The organism is Aeromonas sp. 600886 (genome assembly GCF_049174935.1).
GTDB lineage: Bacteria > Pseudomonadota > Gammaproteobacteria > Enterobacterales > Aeromonadaceae > Aeromonas > Aeromonas veronii_A.
Genome location: NZ_JAAKUB010000011.1, coordinates 37262 through 59897, shown reverse-complemented (window position 1 = coordinate 59897; position 22636 = coordinate 37262). Strand labels below are relative to the sequence as shown.

Below are 22636 nucleotides of genomic sequence, written 5' to 3'. Positions count from 1 at the left end.
ATCCGCTGACCCGACAGGGTCAGCCAGGATGCCGATACATTCGGTCGCGCAGCACCGGCGATTAAGCCTGCTCGTCGACATACACGGCAGCCAGCGCGGCCTGCCGACTTTAAAAAAGGGCGATACTATACACCTCCCCCCGCATGGCTGCCATGTTGATATCTGCCGCAACGCGCGTCTGCTGCCACTGGCTATCCTCGGCAAGGGCCTTATAATCGGCCCGCATCACCATTAGCCGGATCTCACCATGTCTGTGACGCCTACTGCCATCAATACCTTGACCGAATTTCTGACTCAGGCTGGCACCCAGTTCCAGCTGTTTGACATGGGCCGCCAGGTGCGGCCACTGGCCAGCGACACCTTTGTGCGCATCGAACAGCAGCAAGAGCCCTACCCCTGGCCGCTGCAACAGCACGCCTGGTTGGGTGTGCACTTCTTCCAGCCGAGCGAGTCTCGCCACTACCTCTGGTTCCTCAAGTTTGCCCTCGATGAGCGCGGCCTGCTGATGTCAAATGGCCCCAAGCTGTTCATGGATCAGGTGGTGGAAACCCTGGGCTACAAGCTCACCGGCGATCTGGATGAAGAGAAGGCCCAGCGCTTGGCCGACAATCCCTACACCTTCCGCCCGGCGGAGGCAAAAATGGCCAGTCTGCACGCCAAGCTGGCGCGCCAGCTGGAGCAGGCCCCTTCCGCCTATTACGATGCCCTCTGCCACTATCTGGCCGCCCCCAACGACACCGGTTGGCAAACGCTGGGGCTGCAGGGCTTTGCCGATCTGGCCGAGCGACTCCATGATGAGCGCAATCTGGCGCTGATCTGCAAGGCGCTGCCCAAACTACCGCAAGAGCCGCTCTATGCACTCTGCCAGAGCCTTGAAAACGCCCCGCTGCCGCCGGCAGTACAAGGCGCCCTGCTCGAGCGGATCGGCAAGGAGCAGGAGTGCGCCGCCCCCAACCCGGAGACCCTGGCCTACCTCTGCCGCGCGATGGCCTCCTGTCCCGGCAGCTCTTTGCGCACCAACAAGCTGCTGACCCTGTTGCAAACCCAGCCGAGCCCGGCGCTGCTGCTCGCCATTGCTGGCCGGCTCTGGCCCGACCTGAAAGATGCCAATCTGCTCAGCCACTATCTGGAACAACTGGCACTGCAACCGACCCAGTTCTTCAATCAGGTTTTTGCCGAGTTGGTCACTTTACCGGCCCTGCGCAATGATATGCTGGCCAGACTGCGTGACCCCAACCGCAGCGATGCGCTGGGCAAGGCCATCGGCCGTCTGTTCGCCTCGGCCTGACCCCTCGCCTCACCCTCACGCCACGAGGCAACACGGCGGGAAATAGAAAAGGAGATCGGGAGTACCGAGCAGGACTCCCGGTTATCGACATCACGATAAGGAAGCCCGCCTATGGGAGAGATGCTCGGAATTTTGTTGCTGATTGCCGTAGCCGGCCTGTTCTGGCTGCAACGCCAACAGGCAGAAGTGGCCTGGCAATACATGCGCCGCTACTGCCAGCACCATGATCTGCAACTGCTGTCGCTGGCCCGCAACCGGCGGGAGCTGGCCCGCAATCCCCTGCGGCTGCTGACCCACTATCAGTTTGAATTCTCCAGCGATGGCGAGAGCCACTATCAGGGCACCCTCAAGATGCAGGGGCTGCACATCGTGGGCGTTGATCTGCCACCCCATCGCATCCCCTCTGCCTGATCCCCAATCTCGTCTCTGCGCCCGATGGCTGTGCCTGTCTATAATCTCAGGGATTAAACAAAGGGAGAGACGAGATGGAACCCCTTGTCCACGATCTGCCAGCCCTGTTTGCCCAGCTCGGGATGGCCAACGACGAGCTGAGCCTGCACCGCTTTGTGCACGACCATCACCTCGACAATGAAACCCTGCTGCCGGAGGCCGGTTTCTGGAATGCCGCCCAGGCCAGCTTCCTGCGCGATGCCCTGTGGAACGACTCCGACTGGTGCGAGGCGATCGACCAGCTCGATGTGATGCTGCGCCAGCCCCGCTAAGCCGCCCGCCCCTTTCCTCCCCTGCCGGCTTTGGTTAAGATCCCGCCCCGATATCGATCCCCCCTTCTCACCCAGAGCATGCTTATGTCCGCCCACGAGATCATCCGAATTGCCAACGAGCTGGCCGCCAAGGGCCTGACGCCCACCACTGCCATGATCAAGGCCCGCCTCACCCAGCCTGTGCCGATGGCCGAGCTGCTGAAAGTGCTGAGCCAGTGGAAGCAGCAGCCAGTTGCGACCGCCGAGAGCGAGATCCTGCCAGAGGCTGTGCCTCAGCCAGCACCGGAGCTCACCCTGCAGCAACTCGCCGAACAGCTCGCGCGCATCGAACAGAAGGTGGATCGCCTGACCGACCTGCTCCTCCAGCAGGGGCAAGGCTGAACCATGTATATCGTCGAACTCTGCTTTGAGTGTTACCGCGATACCTCCCTTGGCGAAGCCGAGCGGGCCATCGTCAACTACCTCGACATGCTGCGTTATCAGGGCCAGATCCTCGGGCGGGAATTCCCCACCAGCATGCATGACGGCTATTTCGTCAGTCGGGTAGTCTGCCCGGAGCAAGATAGCCTGCACCCCGACAACCAGAGCGAGCAGGTCAAACTGGCCGAACAGCAGCTCAATCAGGCCGGGTTATTGGCGCCAAAGCTCCATCTTCAAGGGGCGGATCTGCTCTCCGACAGCACCGACCCTTGCGGCACACAGGGCGAGCGCCCCAGCTGGATGATGCTCTATACCAGCTTCCTGCATACCTGCTCGCCGCTGCGCTGTGGTGACCACTTCGCCCCCATTCCGCTCTACCAGCTGCCCGCGGTCGCCAACGGCGATCAGAAACAGATCATCAAGTGGCAGGAGGATTGGGAGGCATGCGATCAGCTGCAGATGAACGGCTCCATCGCCGAACATGCGGCGCTGCACGAAATCGGCGAAGTGGGCAGCCGCCTCTACCGGCGCGGCACCGATTTGGCCAAACGGTTGGAAGTGCTGAGCGGCATCCCCACCTACTACTACCTCTACCGAGTGGGCGGGTTGAGCGCGGCCGAGGAGAAGGCGCGCCCCTGCCCCAGCTGTGGCGGTGAGTGGGCGCTGGCAGAGCCACTGCACGAGATCTTCGACTTCAAGTGCGACAGCTGCCGTCTGATCTCCAACCTCTCCTGGGATTTCAAGGATTAAGCGCGTTCCCTGTACGCGATGCCATAAAAAAGAGCCTTGCCGCATGGCAAGGCTCTTTTCGTTCCGATGAGTAACCTTGGCTCGAAGCGGCGCTATTGCGGCAACGTCTCCAGCCGCTCCAGAAACGCCGGCAAAGAGGGCGCCAGCGTCAGACGGCGGCCGGAATCGAGCCACTCCAGCCACACCTGACCACTCTCGTTATCCAGCGAGATGAGCGTCATCTCGTTGCGGGTGGTGGCAATAAAGATGGAGGGGGTTCGTTTTAGCTTGCGCAGCATCAGCAAGTGGCCGATGAGGTTCTCCTTGAGCAGGTCGAGATCCGCCTCGTTCCACGGCAGGATCAGTTCAAGGCGCAGCCCCTTGAAAAGGCAGGGGATGGGGCGGCTTAACCAGTGCCCGAACAGGGCGATAGCGCTGGGATGAATCGTCAGCTCGAGGGCATCGGCCATGGCTGTAAAATCGGCCGGCTCGGAGCGCTGGTGAGGGCGCCAGGCCACCCGGCCATCGGCGGGCTCACCAAGCTGGCAGGGGGAACGCCAGTCCGCCTCCCACTCGCACAGGGGCAGGCCTCGTCTGGCCTCGCCATCCCGTTGCCAGCGGGCAAAAAAGTGCTCCAGGGCAGACAAAACTTGATCCGACATCGAAAATCCCCACAATTGCTGGCAAAGTCCGCTATTGCACCACCAAACCCGGTAACAGACAAGGTTGCCAGCCGACCTAGTGACCCGGGAAACAGAACCCGGGATACAGAGAGGCCGACGCCCAAGCCAAGCGGCTGCAACCATCCGGCCCTGCAATGGCCCGTTTCATTCCACTCATCATGAGCACATTACGTGAGCAACCCTGTGAGCAAACAAGATAGATACGCCGGGGCCAGCGCCCTGACCGGCCTGAGCCTGGGCCAGCAATCCGATTACATTAGCCAGTACACCCCCTCCCTGCTGCAGCCGGTTCCACGTAGCCTGAACCGGGATGATCTCAAGCTGGGCGATGACCTGCCCTTTAGCGGTTGCGATGTCTGGACCCTCTATGAGCTCTCCTGGCTCAATGCCAAGGGCAAGCCGATGGTGGCGGTGGGTGAAGTGGCCATTCCGGCCACCAGTGCGAACCTGATCGAATCCAAATCCTTCAAGCTCTACCTCAACTCCTTCAACCAGACCCGTTGCGACTCTATCGAGGCAGTCGCCGCCATGCTGACCAAGGATCTGAGTGCCTGTGCCGGTGAGACCGTCAAGGTGACCCTGTTCCCCCTCGACAAGGCGCCGCACCAGATTGCCCTGCTGCCCGGCGAGTGCATTGATGAGCAGGATATCGAGGTAGACAATTACGAGTTTGATGCGTCCCTGCTGCAAGGGGCGGCCGGCAGCGAGCAGGTTGAAGAGACTCTGCACAGCCACCTGCTCAAATCCAACTGCCTGGTCACCAGCCAGCCCGACTGGGGCTCCGTGGTAATCCGCTACAAGGGGCCGAAACTCGATCGGGAGAAGCTGCTGCGCTACCTCATCTCGTTCCGCCAACACAACGAGTTCCACGAGCAGTGCATCGAGCGGATCTTTATCGACCTCAAGCACTATTGCCAGCCTGAGCAGTTGACCGTCTATGCACGCTATACCCGCCGCGGCGGCCTCGACATCAACCCGTTCCGCTCCGATTTCGAAGCCGTGCCAACCAACCTGCGTCTGATCCGTCAATAAGAGCAGACGTTGATAAAGGGCTTCCCGGTATCACACCACAGCGCCCTGCTATCTCAACCCTGCTGGCGCCTTGATGCATCCGGCTACAAAGGAGCCTGAGCACACCATCAGTAAACGCTGGACTCGCAGGGGTGGGCTTGGATAACATGCCAACACCTCTGCGCCGTCCTTAATCCAATGAATCAACTGTTTTTTCTGGCTATGATGATGTCTTCTCTGTCCGCTCCAAATCTGGATCTGGACAAGGAGCAACTATCCCTGGATCTGCAACAGGCCCAATCACTGGTGCTGACCGACCCTGCCAGATGTGTTCAGATCACCTCCGCCTTTCTGACGCGTGCGGCCAATAATCCCCAGCAAATCATCAGTAATCGTCAGGAGTTCGGCTATCGCGAGCCTCTGCTCAGCTACAGCACCGTTTCGCAAACCATCGGAGCACACCTGCTTGAAGGGGAGTGCCGAATCCAGCTTGGCCAATATCAAGCTACCCAGCAAACCCTCGACAAGGCGATGGAACTGGCGGAGAGAGAGCGCCAACCCGAACTCAAGGCCCACGCCCTCTATCTCAAAATCCGTAGCCAGGGGCTAAGGCAAGATGGCCAGAACAACAGCCGTATCCTGCTGGAACAATTGGACGAACAGCTGGCCCGTCCCGACCTCAAACAGAGCCAGTTACAGATCTATAGCCGCCTGCAACGCACCAGCTACGAGATTGAAAATCAGCATCTTGAAGACGCCAAGACCCATCTGGCGGATGCAAGGATCTGGGCTGCCAAAGTCGCCAATCCTCTTGCCAGCGCCTGGGTCAGCGCCATCAGCGGCGACCTTTATCGTGTGCTGCAACAACCCCAGCTGGCATTGGGTGAATATATCGATGCCCAGCAGCAGGCCAAGAATCTCAACGACCCGCTCTTTCTCGGCTTGCTCTCCAACCAGATAGTCAAACTCTATCAGCAAGAGCAGGAGCCCCAGAAAGCGCTGCAATATGCCAATGAAGCGGCCAACTATTTTCACTCCATCGGCAATCCGTCACTGCTATGCGACTCACTTATCGTGCTGGCCCGACTCAACCGTGATCAGGGCGACCTCAATATGGCGCTGGTCTACTTCTTCAATGCGCTGGATTTGCTCGATGAGGGAAGCAGTCGGCCGCAGGCCTCTCTGCTCAAGTACGAGATAGGCAAAACCTATCTGCAAAGCGGTAACCTCTCGCTGGCCGGCAACTACCTCAATGCATCCCGGCAGTCCCACGAGTTGGGCGATGCCAAAGAGCCGCTGATCGATACCCTGCTGTTGCTCGGCGAGCTCTATCTGAAGAAGCAGGAGGCGGCCATCGCCATCCTGCAGCTGGAAAATGCCCGGGCACTGGCCAATCAGGTAGGCGACACTCGCCGCCAGTACGAAGTATTCCGCCTGTTGTCACTTGCGTATGAACAGAAGGGATACCTGCACCAAGCCCTCGACAGTTACAAGCGCTTCCATCGTTTGGGAGAAGAGGTTCGCCAGCAGGAAATTGATCAGGAGCAGGCTGCGATCCGCGACAACTATGTCCAGGTTGAACGGGTACAACACATCAAGGAGCTGGAGCAGCAGCTTAACAACAGCCAGCACCAGCAGGAGCGCTATCTCTGGTCGAGCATTACCACCAGCCTGCTGCTGGCGCTCTTCATCTACCTCTTCTTCACCCTCTGGCTAAAATTGCGTACCGCCCGTCTGCAACTGAAACGCACTGGCGAGGCCCTGCTGATCGAACCCCGCTCCGGACTTGCCAACTGGCAGCGGCTGATGAATCGCTGGCCGCGGGAGATGGCAAAACGCCAGCTGAAATCGGAGCGCTGGTATCTGAGCGAAGAGCACAGTGAATTCGATGACAAGCTGCACTATCTGCTGTTCCGGGTACCCTTCCTGGTCAATACGCTGGAGCGCCACGGCTATCAGGCCAGCCGTGAAATCGAGCAGGCGTTCGGCATCTATATGGATACCCTGACCCCGCAAGATGGCCGTATCTATGACTTGCGTGAAGGACACATGCTCTATGTGGTGCCACAGCGCCACGTGACCAACCTGCATCAACTTGCGGGAGACCTGCTAACCGCAATCGCCGCCTTCCCTTGCCAATACGAGCTTGATCGCCAGATAAGCCTGGGGATTGTCAGCCACCCCTTCCTGCCCAAGGCGGCGACCGCGCTCGATCACAATGGCCTGTTCGACCTCTGCTATCTCGCCCTTTCGGGAGCCATTCAGCTCAGTGAAAAATACCGGCAAAACGCCTGGTTGGAGCTCGCCGCCATCGATTGCCAGCAGGCTGCATTTTTTAATGGGGATGTGTGGCAATGCGGCTTGATGGCAATTGACAAGGGGCTGGTAAAAGTCAATTCTTCTCATGAAAAGCAATGGGTTAACTGGCCCAGCCTCGCAAGGATGCAAGCGGCTGAAGGCCAGCCGGCAAATAATAGATAACAGACGACACTCAACCTCGGGTTCGGCCACTGTTGCTATCCAACACCAAAAACAATAATGACAACAGGGCGACCTGATAATGAATGACATCGCTGCCGTAGCAGGACAATTGGCCAGGCTCAGGGAATCCCTCCAGCAAAAACAGCTGGAGCTCGACGGCGTTCTCTCCTTTTCCGATGCAGAGCGAGCTCGTGGCATCCAGTTTATCAACAAGCTGATGCTCTCTTGCCGCGGCTTCGATCGTGAGCTGGACAATCGCTTCGCCAAGCTCAAGCAGAGACTGGATAGCAATCCCGCATTCACCTCGCTGGATGCAGAGCTACTTGCCATCGAGAAGTTGCTGCAGCAGCACAGCAATGCACTGGAAGAGTCGCTCACCCTGACCCAGGCAGCCATTGATCTTGGCTCAAAACAGCTAAAAACCATCAAGGGCTTCCCGGAAGAGACCCGAAAATCCCTCAAGGAATTTCTGAAAAGCCCCGCCGGCTATGGTATTGCCGATCATCAAAAGAAGGTGATCCGCCTGCTTGAATTCTATCAGCAGGCGATCAAGATCCAGCTGCTGCCAAGCCAGCCACTGTCCGGCTCTTCAGCGCCCCAACAGCAAGAGAGCGAGCCCGGTTGTGAACCCCAACCTGATGTTGAGCCGTTTGACCTCAAAGATCATGCGCGTATCGCAGACGAACTGCAGCGGCTGATCACCGAACTTGATTTCGCCGGTTCAATTGGCGAGAGCCTCGGGGATATCCGCCGTCAACTGCTGATCGGCATCAATCCTGCCCTGCTGGCAGAGACCTGTATGCAGGTCATCGAACTTATCATCGAAGGCACCCGCGAGGAGCGCAAAGCCTCCCGCGCCTTTCTCAGCTCCCTCAACGAGAGCCTGTCAGCAGTGCATGTCGGCTTTACCGAATCCCTCGATGAGGGGCGTGCGCTACAAAATGAAACCCGTGAAACCCGCGAAGCTCTGGTCTGCGAACTGCAGGCGATCGACCACTCCCTGGCCAGCCATAACTCCATCGATGCGCTCAAGCGTGCCATCTCCGGCCATATGGGCGCCATCAATCTGCTGCTGCAAGAACGGGAAAGTACCGCAGCACGGGAACGTCACCTGCTCACCCGCCTCTCCACCATGGAGTCCAAGCTGCGCTTGATGAAGGATGAGACCGCCGAATACAAGAAGCGGCTGACCATTCAGAAGCACAAGCTGTTCCTCGACAGCCTGACTCAGGTACACAACCGGGCCGCCCTCGACGAGCGGCTGGAGCAGGAGTTCAAGCGCTGGCTTCGCTACCGCACTCCGCTCTGCATGGCGATCATCGACATCGATCACTTCAAGAACATCAATGACAATTATGGCCACATGGCCGGCGACAAGGCGTTGAAGGTTGTTGCCAAAGCGCTGCAGAGCGCCCTGCGTGACACTGACTTCATCGCCCGTTTCGGCGGCGAAGAGTTCGTGGTGCTGCTGCCCAATATCAACCCGGACAAGTTCCAGAAGCCGCTGGAAACCCTGCGCCAGACCATCAAGAGCATCCCGTTCCGTTTTCGCGATGCCAAGGTGGAGATCACCATCTCCATCGGCGCAACCCTGTTCAAGGATGGTGACAACCCCTCCGATGTGTTCGAACGGGCGGACAGAGCGCTCTACCACTCCAAGAACGCAGGTCGGGATCAAGTGACACTGGCCTGAGTGGTGACTAAAAAAACAGCGAACAGTCGTCGCCCTATTTCCCTCCCCCCTCCGTTGCCACTACTATCAAACTCAGGGGATGCAACATGGCATCCCTTTTCTCCCCAGGGAAAAAACACAACGATAACAAGTGAGTAAAGGGGAACCTATGATTACGCACATCAATCCCGTTGGCAGCATGGATTTGCTGTCACAGCTTGAGGTGGATCGCCTCAAGCAGACTGCCTCCAGCGATATCTATCAACTGTTTCGCAACTGCTCGCTGGCGGTGCTCAATTCCGGCAGCCATACCGACAGCTCCAAGGAGATCCTGGAGCGCTTCAAATCATTCGACATTCATGTGATCCGGCGCGAGCGCGGGGTCAAGCTGGAACTGTTCAACGCCCCCGAGCACGCGTTCGTCGATGGCGAGATCATTCGTGGTATTCAGGAGCACCTCTTCTCGGTGCTGCGCGACATTCTCTATGTCTCCAACCAGCTTGAATCGAACCGGCTGGTCAACCTCACCAATTCGACTCATATCTCCAACGTGGTGTTCGCCATCCTGCGCAACGCCAAGGTGATCCTGCCTGGCGCCGATCCCAACCTGATCGTCTGCTGGGGTGGCCACTCCATCAACGAGATCGAGTACCAGTACACCCGCGCCGTGGGCAGCGAACTGGGCTTGCGTGAGCTGAACATCTGTACCGGCTGTGGCCCTGGCGCCATGGAGGGTCCGATGAAGGGGGCCGCCGTCGGCCATGCCAAACAACGGGTACGCAACGGGCGCTACATCGGCCTGACCGAGCCCTCCATTATCGCGGCCGAACCGCCCAACCCCATCGTCAACGAGCTGGTGATCCTGCCGGATATCGAGAAACGGCTGGAAGCCTTCGTGCGCCTCGGCCATGGCATCATCATCTTCCCGGGCGGAGTCGGCACCGCCGAAGAGCTGCTCTATCTGCTCGGCATCATGATGCATCCGGCCAACGAGCGGCAGCCGATGCCCATCATCCTGACCGGCCCGAAAGAGAGTGCCGACTACTTCCGTGCCATCGACGACTTCATCAAGGCGACCCTAGGTGAACCGGCGACCAAGCTCTACCGGATCATTGTCGGCGATGCACCGGAAGTGGCCCGGGTGATGAAAGAGGCGATGCCGAAAATCCGCGAATACCGCAAATCGGTCGGCGATGCCTACTCTTTCAACTGGTCCCTCAAGATTGAACCGGAGTTCCAGCTCCCCTTCGAGCCGGATCACGCCAGCATGGCAAGTCTGGATCTGCACCGCAACCAGCCGCCCCAGTTGCTGGCAGCCAACCTGCGTCGTGCCTTCTCCGGTATCGTCGCCGGCAACGTCAAGGAAGGGGGCATTCGCGCCATCGAGAAGAAAGGCCCCTTCAAGCTGCACGGCGACAAGGAGCTGATGCACCTGATGGACAAGCTGCTGGAGAGTTTCGTCAAGCAGCAGCGGATGAAGCTGCCGGGCAGCCAGTATGTGCCCTGCTACGAAATCGTCCGCTAGGGTACAGATACATCATCGACAGAGGGGCGCATCGGCGCCCCTCTTTATTGGCTCAATGCCTTCCCGACAGCCATCAATCCCCCATAAGGCGAGCGGTTTGTTACAATGGGGCGTCCCTACCGCCAAGAGTGCCCCATGTCAGCTATCCGGCCACACCTGCTCATCATCGATGCCCTCAATCTCATTCGCCGTCTGCACGCGGTACAGGCCCAGCAGGCACTGACCCCTGCCCAGGCGCTGGTTGCAACTCGCGCCAACCTTATCAATACCTGCCGCAAGCTGCTGGCCAATAGCGAGCCAACCCATGTCATTGCCGTGTTTGATGGCGAGGTGCATAGCTGGCGCAAAGAGGTCTATCCGGCCTACAAGGAGGGGCGAACCCCCATGCCCCCTGAACTGCGTGAGGGGTTGGCGACCCTGCAGGATGCCTTTTGGGAGTGCGGTGTCGATGCCCTGCTCTCCGAGACCGATGAAGCGGATGACCTTATCGCCACCCTGGCCAGCGGCATCGCCAGCCATGGCCATCAGGCGACCATCATCTCCACCGACAAGGGCTTCTGCCAACTGATCTGCCCGCAGATCCGGGTACGCGACTACTTCAACAAACGCTGGCTGGATGCCGCCTTCGTCCAGCAGCAATATGGGGTAGCCCCTGCTCAGCTGGTCGACTTCTGGGCCCTGACCGGTATCAGCGGTTCCAATATCAAGGGGGTTCCGGGGATCGGCCCCAAGACCGCCACCCAGCTGTTGCAGCAATATGGCAATCTGGCAGCCATGCTCGAAGCCTGTCAGCAAGAGGATGCCGCCAAGCCACTGCTCAAGCTGCGCCAGCATCAGGATGAGGCCCTGCTGGCCCAGCGGCTGGTGCGCTTGCAGCGGGATATTCCACTGGGATTCAACCTGCGGGACATCCGCTACCCGCCCCAGCCGGACTAAATGGCCGAACAAAAATGCAGGCAAGGGGGCGAACCATGACGAGACTCACCCTCGCTGTTGATGAAAGTGAGTAGAATGTAAAGGAATGTGGTTGGTTTGCTGAGTAAATGCTATAAAACAGCCCCATCCTCCCCTATACCCTGGAAGTGGAACCCTCTCATGTCCAAAAGAAAAATTACCGTGATCCCCGGCGACGGCATCGGCCCCAGCATCATTGAATCAGCCATCCAGATCCTGACCCATGCGGGTTGTGACTTTGAGTACGAATACGCTGATGCGGGTCTGGTTGCCCTCGAGAAGCATGGCGAGCTGCTGCCCCAATCCACCCTGGATCTGATTGAGAAGAACAAGGTGAGCCTGAAAGGGCCATTGACCACACCGGTCGGCGGCGGTTTTACCTCCATCAACGTCTCCCTGCGCAAGAAGTTCAACCTCTACGCCAACGTGCGCCCGGTCATCTCCTTCAAGGGCACCAGAAGCCGTTACGACAACATCGACATCATCACAGTGCGTGAAAACACCGAAGGGATGTACTCGGGTGTAGGCCAGAAGCGCAGTGATGACAACAAGAGCGCCGAGGCGATGAGCATCATCACCCGCGAAGGGGCCGAGCGCATCGTCAAGTTCGCCTTCGAGCTGGCCCGTCAGGAAGGTCGCAAGAAGGTCACCATCATCCACAAGGCGAACATCCTCAAGTCGACCTCCGGCCTGTTCCTCGAAGTGGCACGTGACATCGCCAGCCACTACCCGGATATCCAGAGCGAAGAGATGATCGTCGATGCCGCCTGCATGAATTTGGTGATGTATCCGGAGCGTTTCGATGTCATGGTCACTACCAACCTGTTCGGCGACATCCTCTCGGATCTCTGCGCCGGTCTGGTTGGCGGTCTCGGCATGGCGCCCGGCGCCAACATCGGCGATGGCGCGGCCATCTTCGAAGCGGTCCACGGTTCTGCGCCTGACATAGCTGGCAAGAATATCGCCAACCCGACCTCGGTGATCCTCGCCTCCATTCAGATGCTGGAGTACCTCGGCATGCAGGATAAGGCAGAGCGGATCCGCGAGGCAGTACGAGCCACCATCGAATCCGGTGATCGGGTCACCCGCGATCTGGGTGGCACGGCTTCCACCAGCGAATTCACCCAGGCCATCATCGATCGCCTGTGAGTTAATTAATTGATTTTAAAAGGGAGCTTCGGCTCCCTTTTTTATATTTCCGAATCCTTTGCCACTCCCTAAACAGCAACTATGTTCAATAGAGAAGAAGAACAGGGAGTGTTTTTCATGAAGGGATACGGGTGCTATCTGGTTTCGGGTCTGATGCTGGTGTGTGGTACTGCAAGTGCCTTCGAACAGGATCAACAGACCCAAACTGCCAAACTGCCACAGCAGGAAAAACGGACTGCCACCGAGGTATGGCGTTCAAGCCTGGATACCAACGACCTGCTCAAGGCACCCAAACCCCTGTCATTTGGTATTGAAGTCTCCACCGACAACTTTGGTAATCAAAAGATCACCTCCTACCCGCAGCTTAATCTGACCCCGGAAAAGAGCGTCAGTCTGTCGGTCGAACGCTTCAGACCCAAGGTCAAGTTCAAGGCTGGCGGAATGAACACCGCCCTCAGGCTGAGAGGAGACGGGATAAAGATGCAGTTCAATCCGGTAGACAAAACCATCCCGCTGCAGATAGAGATCAAGGTGACCGACGACGAATCCTCCCTGCGCCTCGATTACCGTTTCTGATATTTTCCGGCAGCCGAATAGCAAAAGGCCGACAGCTTTCCCTGTCGGCCTTGGTATTTATCGTACAGGCAGAACTGCTACATCACGCCTTGGGCTCGAGTTTGGAGACCCAGTACTTGTTGTAAACATGCACGGTGATCTCTTCTCGATCGTGATAGAGCTGCTTGGCCTGGATCACGAACGCGTTGTCGATCTCCTTGAGCATTTCGCGCAACACCTCGATATTGTGTACCGATTCAGCATAACGCTTCTTCATCGGCAGCTTGAGGTTGAACATCGCCTCCTGGCAGTCGCCCTCACGGAACCAGTCTGCAATCATGTGAACGACCCGCGCCGGTTTATCGACCATGTCGCACACCAGCCAGTAGGTGTTCTTCTTGCTCGGACGCCAGACGAAACCGTCATCCCGGATATGCTTGACCTGACCGGTATCCATCAGGGATTGGGCCATCATGCCGTTGTCGACCGCCGTCACCATCATGCCACGACGCACCAGCTGATAGGTCCAGCCACCCGGACAGGCACCCAGATCCACCGCCTTCATGCCTGAGCAGAGACGCACATCCCACTCTTCCCGCGGCACGAACACGTAAAACGCCTCCTCCAGCTTGAGGCTGGAGCGGCTCGGCGCATCGGCCGGGAAGCGCAGGCGCGGGATCCCCATGTGGAATCCGGAGTTGTTGAACGAATAGGAGTAGCCCAGCAAGACATGATCATTGGCCATGAAGAAGGCGTGGAACACCGGACGGTTTGGCGTCTCCTTCTTGGTCAGGATCTCGTTGCTGCGCAGCGCCTGACGAAGCGGCACGGTGAACTTGCGGCAGAAGGCCGACAGCTCTTTCGCTTCGTTGGTATCCGCGGTTTCGACCCGCAGATCGCCGCAAATGGTGTAGTCACTCACCGCCTCAAGGATCGGGGAGATCCTGTCCGCGACATCCAGATCCTTCAGCTCATGGGTGACCACCAGCATCTGGCGGATGAAGATGAGCTCCCGGAACGGCAGCTTGCGAGCCAGCAGGTCCGCCTGCTCCTCGTCATACAGTTCGAAGATCACATAACCGCTGTCGTCCTTGACCCGGGCGAAACCGTAGCACTGCATGTTACCGGCACGCTCGGTGATCTCTGCAGCCGCCTCTTTCTCAAAACCGGGGCGGCAATAAAGCAGCAGATTATTCATTTTTTCCTCCAAGACGACAGCCAGCCCAGATCAGGGCCGTCCATCCCAACATAAAACAGAGGCCACCGGCCGGGGTAATCAACCCCAGCCCCTTGCTGCCAAGCAGCACCATGGCGTAAATACTGCCGGAGAATCCGATGATCCCCAGCACAAAAGCGGTGCCAGCCAGGTGGATCACCCTGCTGCGCACACCACACCAGCCCAGAACCAGCAGGGCCAATGCGTGAAAAAACTGATATTGCACGGCGGTATTGAACGCCGCCAGACGATCGGGCGTAATGCCGGTCGCCGCCAATCCATGGGCGCCATAAGCCCCCAGCATGGTGGCCGTCAACCCGAAGAGACCGGCCAGTATCAGCCAATGTCGATGGATCTGCATCCTCACACTCCCTCTCTCATCACGGCTGGCAATAAAGCCAACCCTCTCGTGCTATCCATGCCGGGCCACAAAATGGCTGATGGCCGCCGCTGCATGCAGCATATTCTCCTGCTCACTCACGCCACTGGCTTTACGCGGTTTGAAACCATGATCACCATCGGTCAACCAATGGACCGATACGGCGGGTGATAAGGGGAAATCGGCCAGTTCGGCGCGACTACCGAAGGTATCGCGCTCCCCCTGCAACAGCAGAGTTGGCACTGCAATATGCTTGAGTACCTCGCCTCGCCAACTGTCGGGCTTGGCCGGAGGGTGGAAAGGATACCCGAGAATGAGCAATCCTGCAGCATTCATCTCACCCTCGCCTTCACGATAGAGTTCCGCCGCCATCCGCCCACCCATCGACTTGCCCGCCAGAAACAGTCGTGGATGGGCAAACTCGCGGATCATGTCGTGCCAATGAGCGAGCAGCACAGGCGCCCTGTCCGGCGGGCGGCGCTTGCCGTCCTGTGCTCGCTTGGCCATGTAGGGAAAGTTGAAACGCACCACTTCGATGTCGGGGCCAGCCAGCAGGCGTGACAACTCGGTAAGAAAGGCATGATCCATCCCTGCACCCGCACCGTGGGCCAGCAAAATGCGAACGGGGGCATCAATTGCCCCCTCGCGGATCACATCAGGCATCGGCGAGCCTTGCCCTGCGACGCGCCTCTTCCTGCTCCACCAGCTCCAGCATCCAGTCGCGGAAGGCAACGATCTTGCCCTGATCCGACTGTTGCTCCTGGCACACCAGATAGAAGGCATTTTTGCTCACCAGCACCTGCTCGAACGGGCAGATAAGGCGGCCGGCCTCAATCTCCGGTTGTGCCAGCACGCTGTGGCCGAGCGCCACCCCCTGGCCGTGGATCGCCGCCTGGATCACCATGGTGGAGTGGCTGAAGATGGGCCCCTGATTGACGTTGGGTGCATCGATATCGAGCTGGCGGAACCAGGCTTTCCAGTCGCGGCGAGAGGTATCGTGCAGCAGGGTATGAAGAGTCAAATCTTGCGGTGTACGCAGTGGCTTGGATCCCGTCAGCAGCAAGGGGGAACAGACGGGGATCAGGTATTCGGTATGCAGCTTGTCACTACGCAGACCAGGCCAGTTGCCGCGCCCGTAGTAGATGGCCACATCCACATCATCGGTGAGCGACCCTTCATCGAGATCGACCGCCTTGATCCGCACATCGATATCGGGGTGACGCTCGCTGAACTTGACCAGCCGCGGCACCAGCCACTGGATGGCAAAACTCGGCTGCAAACTGACAGTCAACGCCCCCTTGGCACTGCGGGCCAGCAGCTTGTCGGTCGCCTCTGAGATGGAGGCAAAGATGTCCTTGATATCCAGGAAATAGCCCTGTCCCTCTTCGGTCAGCAACAAGGAGCGGTTTTTGCGGCGGAACAGCTTGATGCCAAGATACTCCTCCAGCGCCTTGATCTGGTGACTGATGGCAGCCTGAGTCACAAACAACTCTTCTGCTGCGCGGGTAAAGCTTAAGTGACGAGCCGCAGCTTCAAACGCCTTGAGGGCATTGAGCGGGGGTAAACGACGAGACATGACACCAGCCGACGATGAGTTTTTCTAATGGGGCGCATTATAATTTGTCGGTTGCGGGTCGACCAGTGAATAAACATAATTCCCCCAGCAATCAGTCGTCATATGGCTCACATTTTCTACTACGTGTTGGTTTACATGTGTTTTTAGTGAGTCTTTCGACTGCGATTGTGGTGTTGTGTTTCTTCCTCTGCGGGAAGAGGGGCTCAAATCTCACCGGTTTGACCCAGTCTGTCATCTGAATGTGTTTGGCGCCTCCAGCTGGATGGCGCCTTTTTTCATCCCTTCTATACCTTGAACTGCCCCACCAGCTGCTGCTGTTTATCCGCCAGCGCAGAGAGCTCGCGACCATTTTCGGCGGAGGTCGCCGCCTCGGCCCGAATGGTGTGGCTCACATCGCGAATGTTGCTGACGTTGCGGTTGATCTCGTCCGCCACCCGGCTCTGCTCCTGCGCCGCCCGGGCAATCTGCTCGTTCATCTGATGGATGGTGGAGACCGACTGGATAATTTGCTCCAGCACCTGCACCGAGAGATCCACCTTGGCGAGGGTCTCGTCAGCCTGTCCGTGACCATCGCGGATCGCCTTGACCACAGCGCCGGTACCGGATTGCAGTTGGCTGATCAGGGTCTGGATCTCGACGATGGCATTCTGGGTGCGACCGGCCAGATTACGCACCTCATCGGCCACCACGGCAAAGCCACGGCCCTGCTCACCGGCCCGTGCCGCTTCAATAGCCGCATTCAGCGCCAGCAAGTTGGTCTGCTCGGCAATCCCCTGGATCACGATGAGGATGTCATTAATGTTGTCGCTGTTGGCCGAGAGCCGTTCCACCACCGGCTGAGCATCGTTGATGATGGTCATCAGCTTGCGCATCGCCTCCTGGGTGTCGGCAACGACATATTTGCCCTCTTGCGCTGCGGCGTCAGTGGTGTTGGCAGCCGCCACCGCTGAGCCGGCATTACCGGAGACCTGCAACGCCGTGGCGCTCAGCTCTTCAAATGCCGTCGCCACCAGATCGATCTCCTGATACTGGGCCTGCATGCCACTGCTGGTGCGCTCGGCCACTTGCGCGGCTCGCTCGGCACTGTTGCGCGTACCGGAGACGGTATCAATCACCTGACTGATGGTGGATTGCAACTTGTTGAGGAAGCTGTTGAACCACTTGGCCAGCTCGCCGATCTCGTCTTGCCGCTGGATCTCGATGCGCTGGGTCAAATCCCCCTCGCCGCTGGCGATATCCTTGAGACGGGCAACTACAGCGCGGATGGGCGCCACAATCTGGCGCGCCATCAACCAGATAAAGCTCAGGGCCACCAGCGAGATCAGCACTCCAATCGACAACTGCGAGACCACGCTGCGATTGGCCTCACTGGCCAGCTCATCTTGCAGTTGCTGGGCCGAGGCCAGCACTACGGCCCGTGGCAATTCAATGTAGATGCCCCATTTACGGTCGGTGCCACGCATGGATACCGGGACAAAGGTCTGCAACAGGGTGCCATCGCTGCTCCAGCGAGTCAGCTCCTGCCCCTGACTGAGCCAGCCTTTCAGCTCGCTGGCCAGCCCCTGATACTTCTGCTCCAACCCGCGCCCCATGGTCACATCGAACTCATCGGCTCCCGCCACGCGCCCCTCGTGACTGACCAGCAAGATTCTGCCCTTGCCGTCATAGAGCTCCTTGTCCATGGTACTGACCAGACTCTGCAAGGTGGCCAGCGAGATATCGACCCCGACCATCCCCAGCAAGGTCTCCTGCTCCAGCAGCGGGACCGTCACCGAGGTCATCAATATCTGTTTATCGCCCACATCGTCCAGATAGGGCTCCAGCAGGCAGAGGGCACGGGTGCGAATACTGCAGCGATACCACTCATTTTCGATTACACCAGCCTCGGTCGGGCTCTCATCGGCCAGTACATCCTCATTCTGCACTTCCGGCTCTATCTTGCCGTTATCATAGGCCCAATAGCTGGAGAAGCGTCCTTTGTCATTTGAGCCCAGTTCCGTAGAGCCCTGATAGTTGCTGTCCTCCCCATCCAGCTGATCGGGCTCAAATACCGCATAGACGCCGAGCAGGTTGGTCGATGAGGCTGCCGCATCGTGCAATTGCTGATTGATAGCCCCGCGCAGCGCCTCCGAATGAACGAAGTTGTCGGCCGCATTCTTGCGCTGGAACAGCACGCTCTCGGCCAGCAGACTGGCACGAAAATAGGCTTCATCAAGATAGCTGGTCACCTTGGCGGCCTGCTCTGACCCCATCGCTTTCATCCTGTTTTCGGCTGACAGCTGTGCCTCATGCATGGTGGCTTGCCGCACCTGGGACTGCATCTTGCTCGCGTTATAAATAGAGGAGGTGACCAGCGCAGCGGCCGTGACAAGCAGACAGCAACCGGCGATCAGGGTAATCCGTCCCTGGACAGAAAGAGCATTCATGCCAATATTCCTACTTCATGCAGATACAGGTAGATTATCGACTTTATAAACAAAAACTTAACCATCTCATAGCAAATCCAGCGAGAGTTGGTTTACTTCTCCCTCCTTCGGTAGCCCGACTACCAGTCCCAGCAGACGTATCGAACGCCCTTGCGCCCGCAGCAGCCCTTCCTTGAGCAGTGGTGTGAACAATGCGGCCTGATAGCCCCCTTGGCTGCGATAGACGGTAGTCTGATGGAAGTCGGCAAACTTGAGTTTAATACCCTGCCCCATCACCTGCTCGGCAGGACACGCCAGCTGAAATCGCCGTTCCAGCTCAGGCAGCAGTTGCTGCAATACCTTCAGACAGGCCTCTTCGTCACAGAGATCGCTTGCCAGGGTGGTCTCCACCCCGATGGTTTTGCGGATCCGGTGCGCCTGCACCGGCTGTTCATCCAGCCCCCAGATCCGGGTCGTCAGCATCTCCCCCAGCTTGCCAAAACGGCTGCACAGCTCTTGTGCCGACAAAGCCCGCGCATCCTCACAGGTGTAGAGCCCCTGCGCCTCCAGCCGCTCGGCAGTCTTGCGCCCCACCCCGGGCAGTTTGCCGAGTGGCAGCTGACAGACAAATTCGGCCACTTCGTCGGGACGAATGACAAACAGACCATCAGGCTTGCGCTGCTCCGAGGCGAGCTTGGCGAGAAACTTGTTGGGGGCGACCCCGGCCGAAGCGGTCAATCCCAGTTCGGTGACGATGGCTTGCCGGATATCTTGCGCCATCAGGGTGGCGCTGCCACCACAACAGCGACTATGGGTCACATCGAGGTAAGCCTCATCCAGCGACAGCGGTTCAACCTGATCGGTATAGCGCAGGAAAATGGCCCTGAGCTGACGGGAGATATCCTTGTACACCGCCATTCGCCCCGGGATGAGTACCAGCGGTGGGCAGAGTTTTTTCGCCAGCGCGCTCGGCATGGCGGAGCGCACCCCGAACCGGCGCGCCACATAGTTGCAGGTCGAGATGACACCGCGCAGCTCGGAGGATCCACCGATGGCAAGCGGAACTTCCCGCAATGCGGGGTTATCCCGCATCTCCACCGCGGCAAAAAAGCAGTCCATGTCGATATGGATGATCTTGCGCATACCACTGTATAAATAAACAGACATGGCATCATCTTACCCCAAGGATAACCACAGCTCTATCTCTCTCGTTACGGCTAAAATGGTAGACTCTAAAGAGACCTTAACCACCACAATGACAAGGAGCGTTCGGGATGAAATATCTTTGGCTGGGACTCTGTTTGCTGCCGCTGACCGGCATCGGCAAGAACAACCCGACGGCGGAGTGCCGCTGGTTGTACGACCGGATTGAGATACTGGAACAGGCCATCAAGAAAGGAGACACGCTGGGCACTCAGGAAGAGCTGGCACGCTGGCGTGAGGAATACAGCAAGAAACAGTGTTCACAATACGACTACTAAGCTTGGCAATATGATGTGGCCAACAACGGCAGACAACAAGCGGGCCCCGATCAAGATGACCGGGGCCCGGTTTTCAAAGCATGGCTAGTTTGATTCAGCAACAGAGTGCGCTCAAGGCAGCACCATAGGGCCAGCCACGGCGGTAGCCACATCATCCCCACGCAGCACCCGAACCAGTTCAAGCGCAAACTCGATGGCACTGCCCGGCCCCTGGCTGGTGATAAGGCGATGAGCCTCATCCCTGACGACCCGCTCATGTGACAGTTGCGATGTCGGTAGTCGGGACTGAAAGCCGGGATGACAGGTGACGATGGCACCATCCAGCAGAGCGTGATGTTGCAACACCACCACAGGGGCGGCGCAGATGGCTGCGCGCCAGCGACCAAGAGCGGCCTGCTCTTTGAGCCGTTCGATGGCCAGCGGGGTATCGCGGATCACTTCGCTGCCGGGCAAACCACCGGGTACCACGATGGCTTCAAAGTCCCGACGGGTCAGCTCGTCGATATGACAATCAGCCACCAGCTGCACCCCACGAGATGCCTTGATCTGACGCTCACCATGCGGGCAACAAGAGGCCAGCACCACCTCGATGCTGGCGCGCACCAGGGTATCGACAATCGCGACCGTCTCTATCTCTTCCGACCCGGGGGCCACCAGCACCAGTACACTCACGTTCGCCTCCTTGCAGCTTGCTCTGCCATGTAAAAGATCAGACGGCCTGACTCTTCTCTTTAATCGCCTGATAGAGACCCTGATTGACCGGTACGGCAATGCCATGCCGGGCAGCCTTGGCCAGCAGGAAGCCGGTGATGGCCTCAATCTCGGTCTCGCGTCCCAGCTCCATATCCTGATGCATGGAGGAGTAATTGTCAGCGGTCAGTTCCACCACTGTCATCACCCGACGCAGCAACTCCTCTGCCGTTGTTGCAACTCCTTCGGCGCACATCACATCCGCCACCTCCACGCAGATCTGCTGCAGGGCATCGGCAAAACGGGGGCCAGCCAGCTCGCCATTTTTCAGCTTGTAGAGGGCCGTCAGGGGATTGATGGCACAGTTGATGGCCAGCTTTTGCCACTGGCGTGCCACTATCTGCTCATCCCAACCCGCCTGACCCAATGCCTGCGCCAACTCATCTGCCAGTGATGCATGAGCCTTGGCCGCCTCGTTAAATGGCCCCAACCAGGTTTCCCCCTTGCCGGTATGACGGAACACGAAATGGCCCGCTTTCATGGCACCATGGCTGGTCACCCCGGCAATCACCGGGTTATGCGGGAACATCTGGACCACCTTCTCGGCAATCCCCATCCCGTTGTGCAGCAGTACGATCGGCACGCCAGCATCCAGATTGCCAGCCAGTGGAGCTAGGGCGCCAACCACCTGACTGGCCTTGGTCATCACCAACAGACGCTGGATTTTTCCCGGCTGGCTGGCAAATGCACGTTCGATATTGAGCAGCTGTACCTGCCCCTCCAGCGAAGTAAAGTCAAATCCGGGGTGCAGGGTAGATTGATGATGCTCACGCAACAAGACTCGAGTGGATTGACCACTGATGGTCAACAGGGAGGCAAAAACGCCGCCGAGAGCTCCGCACCCGAGCAGTGTCCACTTGGGCGCTACAGGTGGCATAACGGGTTGTCGGGAATTTTTTAATCCGCTTGGCATGATGTGACTCTGTCAGGGTAAGGGTTGCAATCCTCTCAACCTGTTACCGGGAATAAATGAAAAATAGCGCGAACGGACACTAACGGGTCCAACCTTCCTGTGCGCAGGGGATTCTAGCAGAGCACTCCCATCAAAATCAGCAAATTTGCCGTATTTCTGGTAGATTTGGCCCCCGATAACGCAACATGAGGAGCTTCGGCTATGCCGTCATTCGATATTGTCTCTGAAGTCAAAATGAACGAGGTGTTGAACGCTGTCGACAACGCTAATCGTGAACTGGCCACCCGTTTCGATTTTCGTGGGGTAGAAGCCAGCTTCGAGTTGAACAAGGAAGAGGTAAAACTGGAAGCCGATGCCGATTTCCAGCTCAAGCAGATGGTTGAAATTCTGCGCGGCGCCCTGCTCAAGCGCAACATCGAAAACAGCTCCATGGAAGTGGGTGACTCCGTTCACTCCGGCAAACGCTTCCACCTGACCGTCAAGTTCAAACAGGGGATCGAGAAAGAGATCGCCAAGAAGCTGGTCAAGCTGATCAAGGACTCCAAGATCAAGGTACAGGTCGCCATCCAGGGTGATGAAGTACGTGTCACCGGCAAGAAGCGTGACGATCTGCAAGAGACCATGGCACTGGTCCGTAGCGCCGACCTGGGCCAACCGATGCAGTTTCAGAATTTCCGCGACTGATGATGGGAGAGAAGGGCTCTCCCTTCTCCTCTTCTTTAATCGT

Annotated in this window: 23 protein-coding genes; 14 read left to right on the top strand and 9 right to left on the bottom strand. The window is 58.2% G+C overall.

The genetic code is table 11. The features are described 5' to 3' along the window. The first annotated feature begins 247 nt into the window (after window positions 1-247). The 5 genes from G5179_RS10605 (at window position 248) to G5179_RS10585 (ending at window position 3180) form a co-directional block, all read left to right on the top strand. Window positions 248-1288: a DUF3549 family protein gene (locus G5179_RS10605; RefSeq protein ID WP_159158348.1), complete on the top strand. Its 1041-nt coding sequence runs from the start codon at window positions 248-250 to the stop codon at window positions 1286-1288. 111 nt (window positions 1289-1399) lie between these two features. After that, a complete protein-coding gene (locus G5179_RS10600; RefSeq protein WP_234603541.1) occupies window positions 1400-1699 on the top strand; it encodes a DUF3301 domain-containing protein in 300 nt (99 codons plus the stop codon). Window positions 1700-1773: 74 nt separating this feature from the next. Continuing rightward, a complete protein-coding gene (locus G5179_RS10595) occupies window positions 1774-2010 on the top strand; it encodes a DUF2789 family protein (protein WP_005338602.1) in 237 nt (78 codons plus the stop codon). Window positions 2011-2094: 84 nt separating this feature from the next. Beyond that, a complete protein-coding gene (locus tag G5179_RS10590; RefSeq protein WP_005343755.1) occupies window positions 2095-2391 on the top strand; it encodes a DNA-binding protein in 297 nt (98 codons plus the stop codon). A gap of 3 nt (window positions 2392-2394) precedes the next feature. Further along, window positions 2395-3180 carry a Zn-ribbon-containing protein gene (locus G5179_RS10585; protein ID WP_421258329.1) on the top strand — a complete coding sequence of 262 codons (786 nt, stop codon included), beginning with the start codon at window positions 2395-2397 and terminating at the stop codon, window positions 3178-3180. Between the two features lie 92 nt (window positions 3181-3272). Here G5179_RS10585 and syd read toward each other — a convergent pair whose 3' ends face one another. Beyond that, window positions 3273-3821: a SecY-interacting protein gene (gene syd / locus G5179_RS10580; protein ID WP_323924029.1), complete on the bottom strand. Its 549-nt coding sequence runs from the start codon at window positions 3819-3821 to the stop codon at window positions 3273-3275. A 204-nt stretch (window positions 3822-4025) separates the two neighbouring features. Between syd and queF the strand changes: the two genes are divergently transcribed. The 7 genes from queF to G5179_RS10545 all read left to right on the top strand — a co-directional run bounded on the left by queF (window position 4026) and on the right by G5179_RS10545 (window position 13210). After that, window positions 4026-4874 (top strand): NADPH-dependent 7-cyano-7-deazaguanine reductase QueF, encoded by an 849-nt coding sequence (gene queF / locus G5179_RS10575; protein ID WP_101530823.1) that lies wholly within the window; start codon window positions 4026-4028, stop codon window positions 4872-4874. Between the two features lie 177 nt (window positions 4875-5051). Next, window positions 5052-7334: a hypothetical protein gene (locus tag G5179_RS10570; protein ID WP_421258328.1), complete on the top strand. Its 2283-nt coding sequence runs from the start codon at window positions 5052-5054 to the stop codon at window positions 7332-7334. Between the two features lie 79 nt (window positions 7335-7413). Continuing rightward, window positions 7414-9027, top strand: coding sequence for a diguanylate cyclase (locus G5179_RS10565; RefSeq protein ID WP_421254405.1), 1614 nt, complete (start codon window positions 7414-7416; stop codon window positions 9025-9027). 148 nt (window positions 9028-9175) lie between these two features. After that, window positions 9176-10531 (top strand): nucleotide 5'-monophosphate nucleosidase PpnN, encoded by a 1356-nt coding sequence (ppnN, locus tag G5179_RS10560; RefSeq protein ID WP_019445906.1) that lies wholly within the window; start codon window positions 9176-9178, stop codon window positions 10529-10531. A 135-nt stretch (window positions 10532-10666) separates the two neighbouring features. Beyond that, window positions 10667-11467, top strand: coding sequence for a flap endonuclease Xni (xni, locus tag G5179_RS10555; RefSeq protein ID WP_216958970.1), 801 nt, complete (start codon window positions 10667-10669; stop codon window positions 11465-11467). A gap of 159 nt (window positions 11468-11626) precedes the next feature. After that, complete coding sequence (locus tag G5179_RS10550; protein WP_421258327.1) at window positions 11627-12634, top strand: isocitrate dehydrogenase; 1008 nt, start codon at window positions 11627-11629, stop codon at window positions 12632-12634. Between the two features lie 117 nt (window positions 12635-12751). Next, entirely contained in the window at window positions 12752-13210 is a 459-nt protein-coding gene (locus G5179_RS10545) for a hypothetical protein (RefSeq protein WP_043819010.1), read from the top strand. Between the two features lie 82 nt (window positions 13211-13292). Here the strand turns inward: G5179_RS10545 and rlmM are convergent, their stop codons facing one another. The 6 genes from rlmM to dinB all read right to left on the bottom strand — a co-directional run bounded on the left by rlmM (window position 13293) and on the right by dinB (window position 19908). Beyond that, window positions 13293-14387: a 23S rRNA (cytidine(2498)-2'-O)-methyltransferase RlmM gene (gene rlmM, locus G5179_RS10540; RefSeq protein WP_005338617.1), complete on the bottom strand. Its 1095-nt coding sequence runs from the start codon at window positions 14385-14387 to the stop codon at window positions 13293-13295. Further along, window positions 14380-14766 (bottom strand): DUF423 domain-containing protein, encoded by a 387-nt coding sequence (locus G5179_RS10535; RefSeq protein WP_421258326.1) that lies wholly within the window; start codon window positions 14764-14766, stop codon window positions 14380-14382. The genes rlmM and G5179_RS10535 overlap by 8 nt, the downstream gene beginning before the upstream one ends. Before the next feature lie 51 nt (window positions 14767-14817). Then, window positions 14818-15447, bottom strand: coding sequence for an alpha/beta family hydrolase (locus G5179_RS10530; protein ID WP_421258325.1), 630 nt, complete (start codon window positions 15445-15447; stop codon window positions 14818-14820). Next, window positions 15440-16360, bottom strand: coding sequence for a transcriptional regulator GcvA (locus G5179_RS10525; RefSeq protein ID WP_185227590.1), 921 nt, complete (start codon window positions 16358-16360; stop codon window positions 15440-15442). The genes G5179_RS10530 and G5179_RS10525 overlap by 8 nt, the downstream gene beginning before the upstream one ends. A gap of 284 nt (window positions 16361-16644) precedes the next feature. Beyond that, complete coding sequence (locus tag G5179_RS10520; protein WP_421258324.1) at window positions 16645-18786, bottom strand: methyl-accepting chemotaxis protein; 2142 nt, start codon at window positions 18784-18786, stop codon at window positions 16645-16647. Between the two features lie 66 nt (window positions 18787-18852). Further along, on the bottom strand, window positions 18853-19908 hold the full coding sequence (dinB, locus tag G5179_RS10515) for a DNA polymerase IV (RefSeq protein ID WP_323913059.1): 1056 nt from the start codon (window positions 19906-19908) through the stop codon (window positions 18853-18855). A 131-nt stretch (window positions 19909-20039) separates the two neighbouring features. Here dinB and G5179_RS10510 point away from each other — a divergent pair, with 131 nt between their 5' ends. Further along, window positions 20040-20246, top strand: a complete 207-nt coding sequence (locus tag G5179_RS10510) for a hypothetical protein (protein ID WP_101530802.1) — start codon at window positions 20040-20042, stop codon at window positions 20244-20246. Between the two features lie 111 nt (window positions 20247-20357). Here G5179_RS10510 and G5179_RS10505 read toward each other — a convergent pair whose 3' ends face one another. Together G5179_RS10505 and G5179_RS10500 are read right to left on the bottom strand one after the other, a co-directional pair. Continuing rightward, window positions 20358-20918: a DJ-1 family glyoxalase III gene (locus G5179_RS10505; protein WP_101530803.1), complete on the bottom strand. Its 561-nt coding sequence runs from the start codon at window positions 20916-20918 to the stop codon at window positions 20358-20360. Between the two features lie 37 nt (window positions 20919-20955). Next, a complete protein-coding gene (locus tag G5179_RS10500; protein ID WP_421258323.1) occupies window positions 20956-21909 on the bottom strand; it encodes a ketopantoate reductase family protein in 954 nt (317 codons plus the stop codon). 201 nt (window positions 21910-22110) lie between these two features. On the opposite strand from G5179_RS10500, the gene G5179_RS10495 reads away from it, so the two are divergent. Continuing rightward, complete coding sequence (locus G5179_RS10495) at window positions 22111-22593, top strand: YajQ family cyclic di-GMP-binding protein (protein WP_421258322.1); 483 nt, start codon at window positions 22111-22113, stop codon at window positions 22591-22593. The last annotated feature ends 43 nt before the right edge of the window (window positions 22594-22636 follow it).